The following is a 16,390-nucleotide window of genomic DNA, read 5'->3' on the forward strand; positions in this document are numbered from 1 at the left end:
TATGGGGACAGGTCAATTGCCGCCCCTTCTGGCCCAAATGCTTCCAAACTCTTTGGCAACTCTTTCGACCGTAGCCGGTGATGCTGCTGGGCGCGGGGCCGGCAGCCTGTAATTTGAATCTGAGTAATTTGTAACAGATGATAGCTGAAGTGCATGCGAATTTCCTGACGTTTCTGCATTTGCCAGAAGGCTCCGCTTTGTAAAACGGAATATCCTTGGCTATTCGGCGTGAGCGCTTGTCCAAAGCCGGTGTGCCGCCACCAGCCCGGTGCGGCCCAATGTCAGCTCCTGAAGAGCCTGCTGACTCAGCCATTCATTGTCGGGGTCGATGTGCGATGAAGCCTCATCGAGGATGAGGATTGGCTCATTTTTCACAAGCACGCGGGCAATGGCAATCCGCTGATGCTCGGGGTCGCGGCAGAAGGCTCCTGCTTCGGTGCCTCACAACCGGATGACCTGATCGACGTTGCGGATGGTTTCGGGGCGATGGGCGACCAGAATGACCGTCCTGCCCCTGCACAGCCGGGCTATTGCACGCCGCACCTGAGCTTCGCTTTCCGGATCGACCGAGGCTGTCGCCTCGTCCAGCAAAACGATGGGCGCATCCTTCAGCAAGGCGCGGGCAATGGCGATCCTCTGTCTTTCGCCACCGGAAAGCATCCCACCCTGTTCGCCGACAAGGGTATCGTAACCGTTCTCCATGCGGCTGATGAAATCATGGCACAGCGCGCTGCGCGCCGCGTTCTCCACCTCTTCGCGGCTGGCGTCGGGACGGCCGATGGCGATGTTCGCATGCACCGTGCCGCTGAAAAGGAAGGTTTCCTGAAAGACCATCGAAAAAAGCTGGGAGCGCAGCACCTGGTCCACATCGCGCAGGTCAACGCCCCCGATGGTTATCCTTCCCCCGTCGGGATCCCAGAACCGCGCGATCATGTTGAGCATCGTAGTCTTGCCCGAGCCGGAAGGGCCGAAGATGGCATGGATCTTCCCCGGACCGAAGCAGGCGCTGACGCCGCGCAGCGCCGGCAGGCCGCCATAGGAAAAGCTGACCTCCTCGAAACGCACCGTTGCGCTCGCCGGAACCGCCGGGCTCCGTGGCTCGGGCAGGACCGGCATGTCGAGAACGGTGCGCAATCTCCCGATGACGCCCTGCTGCTGGCGCCAGATGCCGCTGAGCTCGAATGCGTCTGCGACGGGACCGTAGAATGCCAGCCCCGCCATCAGAAACAGGATCCATGTCGCGGCGTTTGCCGTGCCGGCAACGAACATCAGGCCGCCGCTGACGATCAGCAGCACCGGGCCCGTTTCCAGAACCAGCCAGCCGACGGCGAGCATGCGGGTGAGGCTGCGGGTGGCGTCGCAACTGATTTGCCGATGATGTTCGATGGTCTGCGCAAGCGCGTCGAAGCCGCGCGACGGCAATCCGTATGCGCGCAGAACCGGCATTCCTGCTACGAAATCGAGGATGCGGCTTGAGAGGTTTTCGCGGGCGATGAGCAGCGCTGTCATCGTCCGGCGGTAGACACCGTCACTAACGAGAACGACGGCAATGAACGGCGGCAGGATTGCCAGGGAGACCAGCGCCAGCCGCCAGTCCACCCAGAACATCAGCACCGCGATTGCGGCCGGCACGACGAGGACGCGTGCCGCCTGAGCGCTGGTCGTCAGAAAATTCAGCTCGGTCGCCGTTCTCGTCAGGGTGGTCTCCAGCGCACCGGTCTCCCTTGCGAAGATTACGCCAAGCGGTGCGGCCAGCAATCTGCGCCCGAGGCGGCGCTGAAGCGAGGCCACGGAACCGAGCTGCACGCGCCACAGAAGCCGGTGCGAGGCAACGTTCACGACGACCTGAACCAGCAGCGACACCGCAATTGCAAGGGTTGCGGCTGTAGCCGAGGTTGCGGTCAGGCTGTTTCGCAAAACCGCGTCCAGCACGTACCAGACGGCGAAGATCGGGACGGCCATCATCAGGCTTTCGATAACCAGCAGTGGGAACGCTCTGCCCAGAAGCAGTCCGCGCATCGGCCCCGCAAGGCGAAGAAGGACCGCCAGCGTGCTTCCTTCGAGCCGCGCTTCCCGCGGTACTGCCTCTTCGGGTGTCGCCTGCGCCTGTGCCGGCAGGCACAACGGCGCAGGCTCATCGCCCGACTTTTCGAGCGACCAGCCTTCCGCGGCCTCGTAGTTCTCGACGGCCTTGCGGTAGCCGGCGCATGTCGCCATCACCTCCTCATGCGTTCCCTGGGCCCGGATCGATCCTTCCTCGAGATAGATGATCCTGCCTGCATTGCGGATCGTATGCAGCCGATGGGCGACGACGATGACCGTGCGGCCTTTCGACAGCTCGCGCAGCGCCTCCAGCACATGCGCTTCGTTGTCAGGATCGAGCGAGGCCGTTGCCTCGTCGAGCAGCAGGATCGGCCTGTCGGCAAGCAAAGCCCGCGCGATCATCACGCGCTGGCGCTGGCCGCCTGAAAGAAACCGCCCCGCCTCGCCCGCCGGCATGTCGAGATCGGCAGCGAACTCGCTGACACGGGCGGCATGCGCCACCCGGCGCACATCCGCCTCGCCAGCATCCGGCCGTCCCATCAGGATGTTGGCGCGGATGGTGTCGTTCATCAGCCAGGCGTCCTGAAACACGACGCTCATGGTTTCCAGCAACGCCGTCTGCCCGAAATCGCGTATGTCGGCGCCTCCGATGAGGATGCGTCCGTTTTTGGGATCGAGAAAACGCGCCATGAGCCGTAGGATCGTCGACTTGCCGGCGCCGGAGGGGCCGACGAGCGCGGTCGTCTCGCCCGGCGCGGCGACGAAGGAAATGTCGTCGAGAATGGTCTTGTCCGCCTGCCGGAAAGTAACGCCTTCAAACCGGACCTGCGCATCGGCGGGACGCGCCGGCTGCATCGGTTCCGTGAATTCGGGGGTGTCGAGAAGCGAGGCGATGCGCTTTCCCGACGATTGCATCTTCCAGAAGAAGGAACCGGCGGTGAAGATGATCTTCAGTGCCGAGGCGTTCATGCCCATGCCGACCAGAAGGGCCAGCACGAAATCCGGCGCCGTCACATCGCCGTGCAGCAGAAGCAGGCTGCCGACGGGCACGATGACCAGAAGGTTCGCGCGCATGCCCGCATAAAACAATGCCATCCATCTCAGCGATGCGGTGGCATAGGCTTCGCCCGAACCGGCGAGGTCGCGCACGGCGCCGTCGAAGCGGTCGAGCATGGTCTCCGCGCGCAGGAAGGCGCGGATGACCTTCATGCCCTGCACCAGCTCGCCTGCGCTGGCCTTCATGCCGGCGAGCGCCGCCAGATAGCCGGCGCTGCTGTCCTTCGAGGAGCGCACGGCGGCGCGGTAGAACAGGAACAGCAGGGGAAACATCACGATCGATGCGATGCCGAGCCGCCAGTCCACCGCTCCAAGCATTAGCGCCGACAACAGCGGCACGGACAGCCCGGCGGCGATGTCGGGAACGGCATGGGCGATGGCATCTTCCATCTGGTCGACATCGTCGGCCATCACGCGCTTCAACTCGGTGGCGCTGCGCGCCTGAAAAACCCCCAGCGGGATGACGGTGAGCTTGCGGGCAAGCGCCAGGCGCAGCTCCGCCAGCGTCGCGTAGGCGGCGAGATGGGATATGCGTGTCGATATGGCCGCGGCAATCGCCTTGAGCACGATGGCCCCGAACGCCAGGGCGCCGATCGACAGCACGGATTGCTGCCCGATCGGTTCACCCTGCCAGATCAGCGTGGCGATGTACCAGACCGCCACATAGGGAACGAGCCCCAGTGCGGCGGCTGCAACCGAGAGAAGCGCCGAGCATGACAGAGCCCAGCGCCGGGACAACAGGATTCGTCTCATGAGCGTGGCTCCGTTATCGGGAATTGGGCAGGCGCAGCGCAACGAGGCAGGCGGCAAAGGCCAGCGCCGCCGCGACGCTGAACGTGCCGGAGTAGCCGAGCGCCATGGCGAGGGCGCCCGCGCCGATACCGGCAAAAAGCCGGACAGCCGCATCCCCTGCCGTCAGCGCGCTGTAGCCGAGGATCGGGCTGCGTGCGTGGGCGGCATGGCTCATGAACACCTGCCAGAGCGCAACCGTCATCGCCCCGGCGAGCACGAAGTCCAGCACCGAAAGCAGCGCAATCGTCTCTGGCCCGCCTGCGGCTGACCAGGCCAGCAGGCCCAGCACGACACCCTTCGCCCCGGCGATGCCGGACAGGACGACGGCCTTGCCGTAGCGGCGGATGAGCAATCCCGTCAGGCCGGACACCGGAATGATGGCAAGGGTCGCGACCATCCCCAGCAGTACGCCTGTCCTGACCGGATCGTAGCCCGCATCGACGAGCCGCGCGGGAATGGTCGCGTCCGCGCCGGACGAAAGAGACAGCAATGCAAGCGCGGCGATGACGGGCCCGCTGCTCGGAAGAACGACAAGCAGGCGCAGCGTCTCCACAAACTGACGCGCGGAGGTGACGGGCGGGCGCGGCTTTGTGGAAAGTCGCCTCAGGCCGATCGTGCCAAGGCTGGTCAGAGCGACGAACGCCGACGCGCCGGCGATGGCCGTTGTCCATCCGACCTTGCCGGCAAGGAGCGGCAGCAGTCCGCCGCCGATAACGCCGCCCGCGACCATGCCCGCGACCCCGACGCCATTGGCCAGCGCGCGTGCGCGCTCGTCGAAATCGTCCATCAGCCAGCCGGCGAACAGCATCTGCAAGGTCACTGAAAACGCCGCCGACAACACAGCAAGTCCCACCAGCGGCCAGACGGTCAGGCGCTCTACCAGCGGCAGCGTCGCGAGGAAACTCAACGCGATTGCCAGAATGAGCGCGCGAATCCAGCCGAAGGTCGACCCGAAGGGGCGGCGCGGCAGAGGGTCGAACCATGGAGCCCAGAGCCATTTCAGCGCGGAGGGCGCCCAGACCACATAGATGAGGCCTATCTGGAAGAGCGATGCGCCCCCGTCGCGCATCATGGCTGGCAGCACGATCGTGAAGAAAGCGCCGGGAATGCCGATCGACGCCGTAATCAGAGCGATCGCGATGAGATTTCGAACCAAGGCAGACCTCAGGCATTCAAAGGAGATACCGATGCCTCAGGCAGGCATCGTCGCATGTGCCTTCATAACGCCGTCAGGATGCCGCGGCTTTGTCGCGGCGGAACTTTGCTTGCGCGCGCGCAAATTCCTGGTCTTCAGGAAGACAGCACTTCGCGGCTCGGAGGGTGGCCGAACTTTCGCCGGTAGGCGGTGGCGAAGGCGGCCGCACTGGTGAAGCCGACGCTGTAGCCGACCTGCGACACCGGCATTTCGCCGTTTCTCAACAGGGAACGCGCCCGCTCAAGACGTCTCGCGCGCACATAGTTGAATATGGTCTCGCCATGGATGGTCTGGAACTGGCGGCCCAGGGTCGTCGCATTGACGCCGGCAAGGCGGGAGAGCGACGCGAGGCTGATCGATCGTTCGAGATTTGCATCCAGGAAATCGGCGACACGGCGAACGCGGCGATATTCGTGCGGCTTCAGTTCCGTGGAGGCGGCTTGCGTCTCCGCCGCCTCAAGACGTGAAAGTTCCGCCAGAAATGCAAACGCCAGGCCTTCCAGATAGAGCGCCTGCAAGGTCTGCTCACAGGGTCCGCTCAGCGTCTGGTCGGCAATGGCGTTGAGACGGGTCGAGCCGCCGATCATGCGCACCGCCGTTCCGCCTTCCATGAAGGAGCGCAACGATCGCAAGGCCGTCGCGGCGGTGGGCGAGAACTCGCTGTCGAAGAAATCGCGTGTCAGCCTTATTCCTATGCCGCAGCAATGCGTTCCCGCCTTGCAAAATCCCTCGCAGACGGCATCTTCCGCGAAGTTGATGATCAGCGGTGTGCCGGGCCTTACCTCGACAGATCCGTGACCTGAAATGTCAAGCCGGGATGGCGCGCCCGAGAGCATCAGCCCGCAGAACAGAGATGGGGTCTCTTTGACCGAAAGCCGGTTGTCCTGCAGATATTCCAGATCATAGGCGCCGAAGTAGAAGCCCGGCCGAGGGGTATGGACGAGGATACGTCCCTGCGACAGCTCCGTCTCAGTGTGGATATGACGGGGCAGGCCGACCTGCACCGACTGGCCGGCACCCCCGGCCAGCGCCTCGATGTGCCGCTGACGGAACCTCAGAGGAGCGGCAACGTGATCTGATGGTTCGACAACCCGATGCAACTGATGACCGGAATAATGAATGGGTGGCGCCCCGGAAGGCTTCTGCATCCATCATCGTTATCAAATCCGGAGTTTAAAAGTCAACTTAAACCGCTTCCGGGGCAGTGCAGGCCAGCGCCTTCAGAAGCTGCGGGACATGCCGAGCCCGAAAGTGCGGCCGGGGCCCACGGCAACCGAGTGAGCGGTCGGGCTGTAGGTCGCGCCGAAATTGAGCGGGCGCTCGTCCAGCAGGTTGTTGACGAAGCCATAGACCTCCCAGTCGGCATTGTTCCAGCCGACCTTGGCATTCACCATGTGATAGGCAGGGAGCGTGCCGGTATTGGCGATCTCCATCGCGCGCGTTCCGACATACTGATATTGCGCGGTCGCGTAGAAATTCTCCAGGAAGCGGTAGCTTACGTCGAGGTTCGCGGTGAAATCGGGGCTGTTGGGCACGCGGTTGCCGGTCTGAGCGCCAAAGGCGGCGGTGTCGGTCACATCGCCCAGACGCGAGCGCGTCAGGCCGATGCCGGCCCCGACATGCAGATCCGGCAAGATCTCGGCGCGCGCCTCGATCTCGAAGCCATAGGTCTGGTAGTCCTGATTGACAAACTGGAAGGTCACCGGAAAGCTTGCAATGTCGTAGCCGACGAGCTGGCCATCGCGGATGTCGTTGAAAAAGACGCTGCCGCTGACGGAAAGCCGGTTGTCGAGCAGATCCGCCTTTGCACCGGCCTCGTAGGTCCAGCCCGTCGACGGGCGGAACGGCAGCGAATCGCGCCCGACCGCATTGTTGAGTGTGTACCGCTCGAAGCCGGCCGAGGCGTAGCCGCGCGACACCGATGCATATGTCATCACATCCGGCGTCCAGTCGTAGCTCACCGCAACACGTCCGGTGAGATATGTATCGGATATGTCGGATTTCTGAGCGTAACCACCCACCGTGCCCGGGAACCCGATGCCGGTATAGTCGCTGTCGAGGGATTGCCTGTCGTGAGCCGCGCGCAGGCCGCCGCTGACGTTGAACGCCTCCGTCAGCGGAACCGTGACATCGCCGAACGCAGCCAGCGTATGCGACCGGATGCGGGTGTCGAAAAGACCTGCGGAATAAGGGCTGTAGGACGAGACCTGATCGCGGTCCGAGCTGTAGGACGAATGGAAATAGTTGACACCGGCGACCCATTTCGTCGGCTCGCCCTCGAGGGAGGAAAGGCGGAACTCCTGGCTGAATATGGTATCGGTGTCGCGCGACAGGGAGATGTCCGCCCCGTGTGGCGGCGTGAAGCCATACACGGCCTGGAATACGAGATCGTCGGCGGTGTCGACCTTGCCATCGAGCTGGATACGCTGGAAATTGGTCAGCGACGTCAGCCTGATGGCCTCCAGATCGCGCTGGATCTCCAGCGTGGCTTCGCCGCGCTTGCGGCGATTGTCGGGAATGATGTCGGCGCCGCTTGCGGGGAAATTCGGTGTCTCCAGCAACATGTTGTAGTTGCTGTGACGCTGTTCTGTATCGAAGCCGAGGATCAGATTTACCCGCAGGTCGTCGGTTGGCGTGTAGCTCAGCGTGCCGCGCGCGGCCGCCAGCCGCGTGTCACCTTCCTCGCCGCCAACGACGACATTGGGAATGGTGCCCGAAACACCGTTCAGCCGCGCAACGAAACGACCGGCGAGAACGTTTTCCTGAAGCCAGCCGCCGGCGGTGAACTCGGCAAGGTGGTGTCCGTCATTGCCCACCTCGCCCCTGATCTTCAGTTCCCGCTCCCCGTCTGCCGGGCGGGTTACGACATTGACGACGCCGCCCAGCGCATTGCGGCCGAACAGCGTGCCCTGCGGTCCGCGGATCACCTCGATGCGCTCGATGTCGAGCAGCGAAGGCGGAAAGCCGAACGCGCTCGTCGCCGCACCGTTTGTGGAAAAGCCCACGCTGTTGTCGAGCGAGTTTGAGGGCTGCCCGAGCGGGCCGATGCCGCGCATGCTCACGAAGTCGACACCCGGCTGCGCGAAGCCGCCGAAATAGACGTTGGGCGTGGCACGCGTGATCGCTGCGCCGGGATCGATGGCATCGGAAACCTGCCCGTTTCCGAGAATGACCGAAACGCTGACAGGCAGCTCCTTCGCCGCGTCCGTACCCTTGAGGCCGGTGATCACGATCGTGTCGAGCACCGTCACCTCGTCGCTCTTCCCGGCATCCTCCTGCGAGGCGGCAGGGCCGGACATGCCGGCGAAGGTAACGGATAGCGCCAGCGACGCTGCAAGTGCCTGCGAGGTCTTCATGAAATGCTCCAGCCAACACGATACGGAGCCGGATCAGAACGCTTCTTACCAGCCGCCTTACCAGCGTCTAGCGGCAGACGGAGCACGGTTCCATCCTGCGACTTTGGTGCGGTCAAATATCGCTTTCGCGACGTCAAACTGTGACCCGGTATGGAATGAAGGCCATGCAGATGGGATGCCCGGTGCCCAAACGGACTCTGTTTGCAACCGGAGCTGCCACCTCTGTTCTCCGGCGATATGCTTCTTTGATCCAGCGCTACCAATGTGTGGCATCGATGCCACATTGGCATGAATTCTCTACAGCGGCCCCGACAGTTCGCCCGCCTCGTTCTCAGGGAGATGTGGCGAGTCAGCGAATGAAATCAAAGACAAAACATGCATCATGTGCTCATGTTTTTCTCCGACGCACCTTACGGCATTTTGATGTATTCTGATCCGCTGTAGTTGCCTGCTTTTTGCGGTCGTATATTCACCGGCGAGACCTTCTGCCCAGCCCTTCTCAGCCACGGCAAGCCGAGTCGAACATAACGCTGTGCGGAAATGGTGCCATGGTCCGTTCATTCCAGAGTTTTCTGAACGATATCTTCCGGAGCTACCACGCCGAAGCCGTACGCTTTGCTGCTCGATTGGTCGGTGGCCGTGACAATGGCGAGGAGGTCGTACAGGACGCATGGGTCAGCCTCGCCGTTCGCGGTGGCGCAACCCCGATCGAGCACCCGAAGACTTACTTCTTCACGGCCACCCGCAATGCGGCAATCGCATTCACGGCACGCGAACAGCGTGAATGGTCTCGTCGCGTTGATTTCGACGCATTGACTGAGTCCGAGTTGGCAGATGAGACTCTGGCGCGCTACGAACAGACCCGGCAATTGGCCAAGCTGGCTGTCTTTCTCAACGAACTGCCGCCCGCCTGCCGCAAGGCGTTCATCATGAACAAGTTCGAAGGCTATTCTCACCCGGAGATCGCCTCAAGGCTTGGCATCTCCGTCAGCATGGTCGAGAAACATGTGGTCCGTGCGCTTCTCCACTGCCGTGCCCTCATGAGGGTGCATGCCGGCGATTGAGGAAATTTCGTCTGGCGTTGCGGATTTTGTGTCAGCTACGGCTCTATACCAATAAGAGGGTATTGATGCCTGTGAGCCGGTGCTTGTGACGATGGCAGAATCCGATTCCGAGATAGAGGAACTGGCCGAAACCGCCATGCGGTGGATCGCGCGGCTGAATTCTGGCACAGCCACTAAAGCAGACCGGCAGCAGTGGGATGCATGGCGTGCGGCTAGCATCCTCCACGAACAGGCGGCCGTCGAAGCCGAGAGCCTGTGGGCAGATATCTCCCAACTGCATGTCGATTCCGCAACCGGCCTCATCAGGCCGGGCAGCAAGCCGCGTACTCTGTCCCGAAGAGCCATGATGACAGGTGGCGTCGTCGCGGCGGCTGGTATAGCCGGTGGAGGTATGTGGCGCGCCGGCACCTTTACGCGCCTGTTTGCCGACCATGTCACTTCCGTCGCAGCGACTGAAATGATCGAACTTCCGGATGGTTCGAAAGTTACGCTCGGCGCCCGCTCGGCGCTCGACACTTTCTTTAGCCCGCGTTCCCGTGGCATCTCGCTTCTTCAGGGGCAGGCATTTCTGGAGGTCGCCCAGGCGCCGTCTCTTCCTTTCGAGGTCAAGGTAGGAGATGTATCCATCCGGGCGCATGGTGCTGTGTTCGACGTCGCTCGCGATATTCCCAACGGCGTGACGGAAGTTGCCGTCGCAGCCGACACAGTAAAAGTGCTCGCGCCTTCTGCCGCCTCGATCAATCTGCATGAGGGCGAGATTGTTGCCGTGGATGGGGCAGGTCACATCGGCCCCGTTCGCCACCAGAATGTAGCCGACACCGGCGCTTGGCGGCAGGGCATTTACCGCGCCAACGCGCGGACGCTGGCCGAGGTCGTTGCGGCCCTGTCGCCATGGTATGGCGGCAGCATCGTCATTGCCGGTGGTGACCTGCGGGCACTGCGCGTCGATGCGGTGCTCGACCTGCGCGATCCGCGTAGCTCCCTGGATGCCTTGCAAGGCGGCTTGCCAATCCGCGTTCGCCATCTCGCAAATTTTCTTACCGTGATTTCAAGCGTTTGATAAATTCCTGAATTATTTTGTCCTGTTTATTGAGGATTTTTTCCGCTCCGGACCTCTAACCTAATGAGGGGTATGGAAAGCGCTGGCGAGCCTCCCCTCACACTGAGAACCGAGGACAGGGGCTTATGGTGAGAAATACCACGCGTGTACATTTGTTGAAGGCGCTGCTGATCGCATCGACTGCGATCATTCCGGTAGCATCCGTGTCCGTCGCTCAGGCGCAGACGGCGGCAAGACTGCAACCCGCCTCGTTCGATATCCCCGCCCAATCGCTTTCAGATTCACTTGCTGCTTTCGCGCGCGCCACGGGGCTGCGCATCGTCTATCCCGCGGAACTGGCACAGGGTAAATCTGCCCCGGCAGTGCAGGGGGCTCTCACGCAGAGCCAGGCGCTGGAACGGCTCCTTTCGGGCAGCGGCCTCGCGTGGCGCTTGACGGGCGGCAATGCCGTTACGATCTACTACAAATCCTCAAGCGCTGCCGGTGCGGCTCCGGTGGATGCTGACGGTTCGCTGGTGCTCGATACGATCACTGTTGCGGGTGGAAGCAGAGGTTTCTCGTCCGATACGCCTTATGAGACGGCAGGTTCAAGCGCGTACATTTCGGGAGAGCAGATGGAGCAGCGCCGGGGCACCTCTACCGGCGATTTCCTTCAGGGAATCCCCGGCGTGATGACAGGCGAAAACCGCAACAGCGGCGCTATAGACGTCAATATTCGCGGCATGCAGGGCATGAACCGTGTGCCGGTGGTCGTCGACGGCGCATCCAACGAGGTGGTGCTGTACAAGGGCTATGCCGGGGTGGCGAGCGCCAGCTACGTCGATCCCGACATGATCTCGAGCGTCGCCATCGAGAAAGGCCCGAGTTCGTCGGCCGATGCGAATGGCGCCATCGGCGGCGTCGTGCGCATGAGCACGATCGGCGTCGACGACGTGGTGCTGCCTAGCAAGAGTTTCGGTATCCGCCTCAAAGGCGGCTTCAATTCCAACAGTTCGAGCGCTCCGGCGGTGGGCACGTTCGGCGGCTTGCGGCTTCCGGGCGCCGGTTTCAGCACGGTCGGCGTCTATGCCAACGACCAGCTGCCGTCCTCGTTCGGTGGGCCAGAGGGCATGGATCGCCCCGGCTTCCTGAAGCCGACGAGCGGCAGTGGCAGCATCGCGGCCGGCTTCCGCTCGGACCATGTCGATGTGGTCGCCGCCTATTCCAGGCGCCGGAACGGCAATTACCATGCGGGCACCCATGGCGACGGCCAGCCAGAGCCGTGGTTCATAGCCGACTGCGCCGGCGCGTTGGCCTCCGGCAGTTGCTACAATCCCCGCGCGGGATGGACTGCGGTGGGGATCGACGGCCTCAACCGCTACCGGGCCGGCGAGGAAGTGCTGAATACCTCTTTCGACAACACGTCCTACCTGCTTAAAGGGACGTTCAGGGCGGATGGCGGCCACAGACTCGATCTCGGCTTCACGCGGTTTGAGTCCGATTTCGGCCAGATGATGCCGTCGCAGATCACACGTGGCGAAGGCTCATACCAGAACTACCTCTCCACGGCTGAACTGGACACTTACACCGCCAAATACGCCTTCAACCCGGATGATGACGATCTTGTTGACCTGAAGATCTCTGTCGGCTTGACGAACCTTGCAAGCGTTGATCGAACCTCCAGCAGCGTTGGCTACTACATTGCGAACAATCAACGGGATTCGCATCGCTGGACGGCGAGCGTCGACAACACCTCCCGTTTCGATACGCTGTTCGGCCCTGTCTCCATGAATTACGGAGTGTCGTATGCTCATGAGAAGCTTTCGGAGCTGACGAGCTATGACGGCGTGAGCTATGCCGACAGGCTAGGCCGGAGCGGGACGCGTCAGGAGATCAACGGCTTCGGGAGCGCCGAATGGAAGCCCTATGACTGGCTCACCCTGAACGGAAGCCTGCGCTACTCCAACTTCAAGACGCGCGATAACAACCGGCGTTATCTAGAAACGCAGATCATCAGCTATTTCGACGAGAATGGCACGACCGTCACGTTCTACGGTTCGAGAAGACAATATGAGCGCGCCGGTGGAACGGGCACGTTCATCCGCACAGACAATATCCTGATCTATGAAGACCCGTTCGCCCAGAACGGGTCCGGCTTCGCTCCCATCCTCAGCGCGACCGTTGAGCCATGGAAGGGCGTTCAGTTCTATGCCAAATATGCCGAGGCGCTACGTGGGCCGAGCTTGTGGGAGGCGACGACCGGGGACTCGTCCACCGGGCTGCGTTCGTTCGATGTCATCGACCCGGAGCACGCCAGGAATTGGGAATTCGGACTGAATGTCCTTCGTGACGATCTCTTCCTCGCCGGTGATGCGTTCCGGTTCAAAGCCGCCTATTTCAACAACAATATCGAGAATTATATTACCCGCTTCGACGATGCGGCGCGCCTTTACCGGCTTGGCAATCTCGACAATGCCAGAATGCGCGGGATCGAAATCAGCGGCGAATACGATACCGGAAAATACTTCGTCAGTGCTGCCTGGAACCACTATCTGGAAACGGAATTCTGCCACAGGGAGGATACCGCTCTCACCGCCAGCCAGCCGCGCTGCACCTCCGGTGGAATGGATGAAAGCTATGCCGGCGCGCACATTCCGCCGAAGGATACGGTTTCGCTGACGGCCGGTGTCCGTCTTCTCGATCGACGGCTTACCCTTGGCGGCCGCCTGACGCATGTCGGCGAGCGGGCTTCGACCCAGGTGACGGGAATGACCGTCGAATGGACCCCCTATACGCTGGCCGACCTGTTCGCGAGCTACAAGATCAACGAGAATTTCCAGATCGACGCGGCGATCGATAACCTTACCGACGTCTATTACATGGATGCACTCACACTTGGCATGATGCCATCACCTGGTCGCACCTTCCGACTGAACATGACGGCGAAATTCTGACGCTGCGTGTCGCAGGGCGGGCTTTGGCTCGCCCTGATCCGTTTTCCATTTTCTTCCCCACGAGGCTGTGTCCACGATTGAAGCTTTCATTCTCGAAAATCCTCTCTCCCGCCGGACGCGGCTGAAGCCCGCAATTGCCCTGTCCCTGAAGATTGGTCCGTCTTGAGAGTTGCCTCAGCTAACCGTGAGGTGCTCCCTTGGCGGAGCAGGCTGCCGGAGCCGTCTCATTTTTGTCTGAAGCACTTTGCGTTTATTCAGAAACAGGCGACGCGCTTTAAGGTCTTATTCTTATGTATGTCGCCTTCCCAAAGTCGGCTCTCCCTTGGGGAGGCAGGCTTCAGGTGAAGCGGCCGCCGATCAGGCGGCTCCATTCTTCGCCGGCCAGTCCGTTCAGAAACGCCTCGCCATGTGCCATGGCGTTCAGCAGGGCCGGGTCGCGCGAATGGGCAATGGTGGCGGTAGCTGGCAGAAAGGCCGTGCGCCGGGTCTGCATTGCGGCCAGCAGTTCCGGTTGGGTGCGACCGCGTAACGCCGCGACGCCACGATTTCCTGCATGTTCAACCAGACAGTCGATCACCGCGCCGGCCTGCCCGGGGCGGGACATGATCTGCAGAACACGCCCGATGCCGCCTTTCAGGGCATGATATGCGAAGGCGCCGACGCTTGTGCCGCTCGCGGTGGTCACGCTGGCCATGACGAACTGGCCCCAGTCCGGCTTATCGGCGGCATCCGAAAGAATCCTGTCAAGAGCGACGGCCGGCCAGTGCGGTTTCAGTGCAAAGTGGGCTGTTAGAGGCTCCGCCAGCTCCGCAAATTCGGCCCGGTTGATTTCCCGGGTGCGCAGCGCGACCGGAGCCATGCCGGTAGGGGCGGTGGCCGTCCAGCGTGCCTCTCCCGGCTTGAGCCTTTTGCGCCAGACTTTGTCTGTTGCGAATGCCAGCGGATTGAAAAGCCGGGCGGGAGAGAAGCGCTGGCCGATCATGCTCATCGCAAACGAGCAGGGGCGGATGATGCGTATCCAGTCAAGGCTGTACTGGGGCAGGGTTATGCCGCGCAACCTTGTCCACATCTGGGTGGATATGTGATTGGCCGTTTCGCTGAACGAGAGATCCTGCGGCCCGTCCATGAATGCTTTCATCAGGCGGGCGCCTGCCATGGGATCGCGGTTTCCTTCCGCGACCATGAATGAGCTGCATATGGCGGCGCGCAGTTTCCGGTCGTTCCATGCCATCGGCAACACATGCACGCCGATGAACCCCGAAACTTCACCCGCATCCGTGACGTGGACGAGCGAGGTGATGTCGTCACCACATCCGGGCGCGCTGAGGTAGAAACTGCGCATGTAGTCGACGAGCGAGGCGGGCGCGGGGCTGTTCTTGTGGCGCAGAACCTGCTGCAGCATGTTTGCCACGACGGGAAGATCCTGCTCAGTCAATGCACGGATAGTGCTCAATGCCGATCTCCCAAAGCGCCGAGCAACGCAAATTTTCGTTGCGCACGCACCTGTTCATGCGAGTTCACCCACGTTCTGCGGGGGCCGGAAACCGGCCGGTGTCCTGACATTGATCCCCCAGTCCGCTTTTTCCCGTACTGCCGGCAGCAGGGCTACCAGCAACGGGTAAATGCCTTGTAGCATCTATCGTTAAACAGAGGCTTATCGCTGTTTCCGTCTGTCCGCGGTAAGCACGATTGCAAGGTTTGGGACCACGGCCTTTCCAGCACCCGCCGGAACCGATAGAGATGCCACTACAGGCAAGAGGATGAGAGCGCTCGCATGACGGTTTTGGTGACGGGTGGTGCTGGCTACATCGGCAGCCATATGGTGTGGGAACTGCTGGATTCCGGCGAAAAGGTCGTCGTCGTCGACAATCTGTCGAAGGGTTTCGACTGGGCAGTGGCGCCCGAGGCTCTGCTGGTACAGGGCGACGTCGCCGATTCCGCGCTGGTTGGCGGCCTCATTCGCGAGCACGCCGTGGATTCCATCATTCACTTCGCCGGATCGATCGTGGTTCCGGAATCCGTGGCGGATCCGCTTGCTTATTACCAGAACAACACCTGCAAGACGCGCACCCTCATCGAAACCGCTGTGCAGGCGGGCGTCGGCAATTTCATCTTTTCCTCGACCGCTGCCGTCTATGGCGATGCTGGCATCGAGCCGGTCAGAGAAGAGGCGCGTCTCAACCCTGAATCGCCTTATGGCCGCTCCAAGCTGATGAGCGAATGGATGTTGCGTGACGCGGCTGCCGCGCATGATCTGCGGTTCACGGCACTGCGCTATTTCAACGTTGCCGGTGCCGACCCGCAGGGGCGCACGGGCCAGTCCACGCCGGGCGCCACGCATCTGATCAAGATTGCCTGCGAGACGGCGCTTGGCAAACGCCCCTTCATGCAGGTTTACGGTACGGATTACCCGACAGCCGACGGAACCTGCGTGCGGGACTATATTCATGTCAGCGATCTGGCGCGGGCGCACCGGCTTGCCCTGCAACGGCTGCGGGCGGGCGGAGACAGCATCATCGCCAATTGCGGCTATGGTCACGGCTACTCGGTTCTGGAAGTCATCCAGGCGGTCAGGCGCGCTTTTGGAGGCGATTTCGAAGTGCGCAATGGCGATCGCCGTCCCGGCGACGCGGCCTCGGTTGTCGCCAACGCGGATCTGGCGCGCAGCGAGCTTGGCTGGGCGCCGCAACATGACGACCTCGGGCAGATCGTTTCCGATGCGCTCTCCTGGGAACGCCGGCTTCAGACCATGAATTCGGTGCGCGGCTGACGATATCGTTCCTGAAAAGGATGACGGGGCATCCGGTGCCTGAAACGCTGACTTAACGTGATTTTAAGTCTGTTTGCGCATAGGTTGTTTACCATCCGGCAAATTGCCGTCATCGCTTTTC

Annotated in this window: 9 protein-coding genes; 4 read left to right on the forward strand and 5 right to left on the reverse strand. The window is 61.9% G+C overall.

The genetic code is table 11. The features are described from left to right. Nucleotides 1-441: 441 nt before the first annotated feature. The 4 genes from HNR59_RS05615 to HNR59_RS05630 all read right to left on the reverse strand — a co-directional run bounded on the left by HNR59_RS05615 (nucleotide 442) and on the right by HNR59_RS05630 (nucleotide 8,442). The gene (locus HNR59_RS05615) at nucleotides 442-3,852 is read right to left on the reverse strand and encodes an ABC transporter ATP-binding protein (protein WP_183827111.1); all 3,411 of its coding nucleotides are present in this window, start codon (nucleotides 3,850-3,852) and stop codon (nucleotides 442-444) included. Between the two features lie 13 nt (nucleotides 3,853-3,865). After that, on the reverse strand, nucleotides 3,866-5,047 hold the full coding sequence (locus HNR59_RS05620) for an MFS transporter (protein ID WP_183827114.1): 1,182 nt from the start codon (nucleotides 5,045-5,047) through the stop codon (nucleotides 3,866-3,868). Nucleotides 5,048-5,181: 134 nt separating this feature from the next. Beyond that, on the reverse strand, nucleotides 5,182-6,234 hold the full coding sequence (locus HNR59_RS05625; RefSeq protein WP_183827117.1) for a helix-turn-helix domain-containing protein: 1,053 nt from the start codon (nucleotides 6,232-6,234) through the stop codon (nucleotides 5,182-5,184). 72 nt (nucleotides 6,235-6,306) lie between these two features. Next, nucleotides 6,307-8,442 (reverse strand): TonB-dependent receptor, encoded by a 2,136-nt coding sequence (locus HNR59_RS05630; protein WP_183827120.1) that lies wholly within the window; start codon nucleotides 8,440-8,442, stop codon nucleotides 6,307-6,309. Between the two features lie 548 nt (nucleotides 8,443-8,990). On the opposite strand from HNR59_RS05630, the gene HNR59_RS05635 reads away from it, so the two are divergent. The 3 genes from HNR59_RS05635 (at nucleotide 8,991) to HNR59_RS05645 (ending at nucleotide 13,499) form a co-directional block, all read left to right on the forward strand. Then, complete coding sequence (locus HNR59_RS05635; protein WP_183827123.1) at nucleotides 8,991-9,506, forward strand: sigma-70 family RNA polymerase sigma factor; 516 nt, start codon at nucleotides 8,991-8,993, stop codon at nucleotides 9,504-9,506. Nucleotides 9,507-9,642: 136 nt separating this feature from the next. Next, nucleotides 9,643-10,566, forward strand: a complete 924-nt coding sequence (locus HNR59_RS05640; protein ID WP_183831365.1) for a FecR family protein — start codon at nucleotides 9,643-9,645, stop codon at nucleotides 10,564-10,566. A 125-nt stretch (nucleotides 10,567-10,691) separates the two neighbouring features. Continuing rightward, on the forward strand, nucleotides 10,692-13,499 hold the full coding sequence (locus tag HNR59_RS05645) for a TonB-dependent receptor (RefSeq protein ID WP_183827126.1): 2,808 nt from the start codon (nucleotides 10,692-10,694) through the stop codon (nucleotides 13,497-13,499). 337 nt (nucleotides 13,500-13,836) lie between these two features. On the opposite strand, the gene HNR59_RS05650 is transcribed toward HNR59_RS05645, so the two are convergent. Next, entirely contained in the window at nucleotides 13,837-14,952 is a 1,116-nt protein-coding gene (locus HNR59_RS05650) for a hypothetical protein (RefSeq protein WP_183827129.1), read from the reverse strand. A 321-nt stretch (nucleotides 14,953-15,273) separates the two neighbouring features. Between HNR59_RS05650 and galE the strand changes: the two genes are divergently transcribed. Then, a complete protein-coding gene (gene galE, locus HNR59_RS05655; protein ID WP_183827132.1) occupies nucleotides 15,274-16,269 on the forward strand; it encodes a UDP-glucose 4-epimerase GalE in 996 nt (331 codons plus the stop codon). Nucleotides 16,270-16,390 lie beyond the last annotated feature (121 nt).

Origin of the sequence: Aquamicrobium lusatiense (genome assembly GCF_014201615.1) — a bacterium.
Taxonomy (GTDB): Bacteria; Pseudomonadota; Alphaproteobacteria; order Rhizobiales; family Rhizobiaceae; genus Mesorhizobium; species Mesorhizobium lusatiense.

Bases quoted from the DNA above. Each gene is read 5' to 3' on its own strand.
- HNR59_RS05640 (WP_183831365.1), top strand. From the start codon at position 9,643: ATGCGGTGGATCGCGCGGCTGAATTCTGGCACAGCCACTAAAGCAGAC.
- HNR59_RS05630 (WP_183827120.1), bottom strand. From the start codon at position 8,442: ATGAAGACCTCGCAGGCACTTGCAGCGTCGCTGGCGCTATCCGTTACC.
- HNR59_RS05615 (WP_183827111.1), bottom strand. From the start codon at position 3,852: ATGAGACGAATCCTGTTGTCCCGGCGCTGGGCTCTGTCATGCTCGGCG.
- HNR59_RS05635 (WP_183827123.1), top strand. From the start codon at position 8,991: ATGGTCCGTTCATTCCAGAGTTTTCTGAACGATATCTTCCGGAGCTAC.
- HNR59_RS05625 (WP_183827117.1), bottom strand. From the start codon at position 6,234: ATGCAGAAGCCTTCCGGGGCGCCACCCATTCATTATTCCGGTCATCAG.
- galE (WP_183827132.1), top strand. From the start codon at position 15,274: ATGACGGTTTTGGTGACGGGTGGTGCTGGCTACATCGGCAGCCATATG.
- HNR59_RS05645 (WP_183827126.1), top strand. From the start codon at position 10,692: ATGGTGAGAAATACCACGCGTGTACATTTGTTGAAGGCGCTGCTGATC.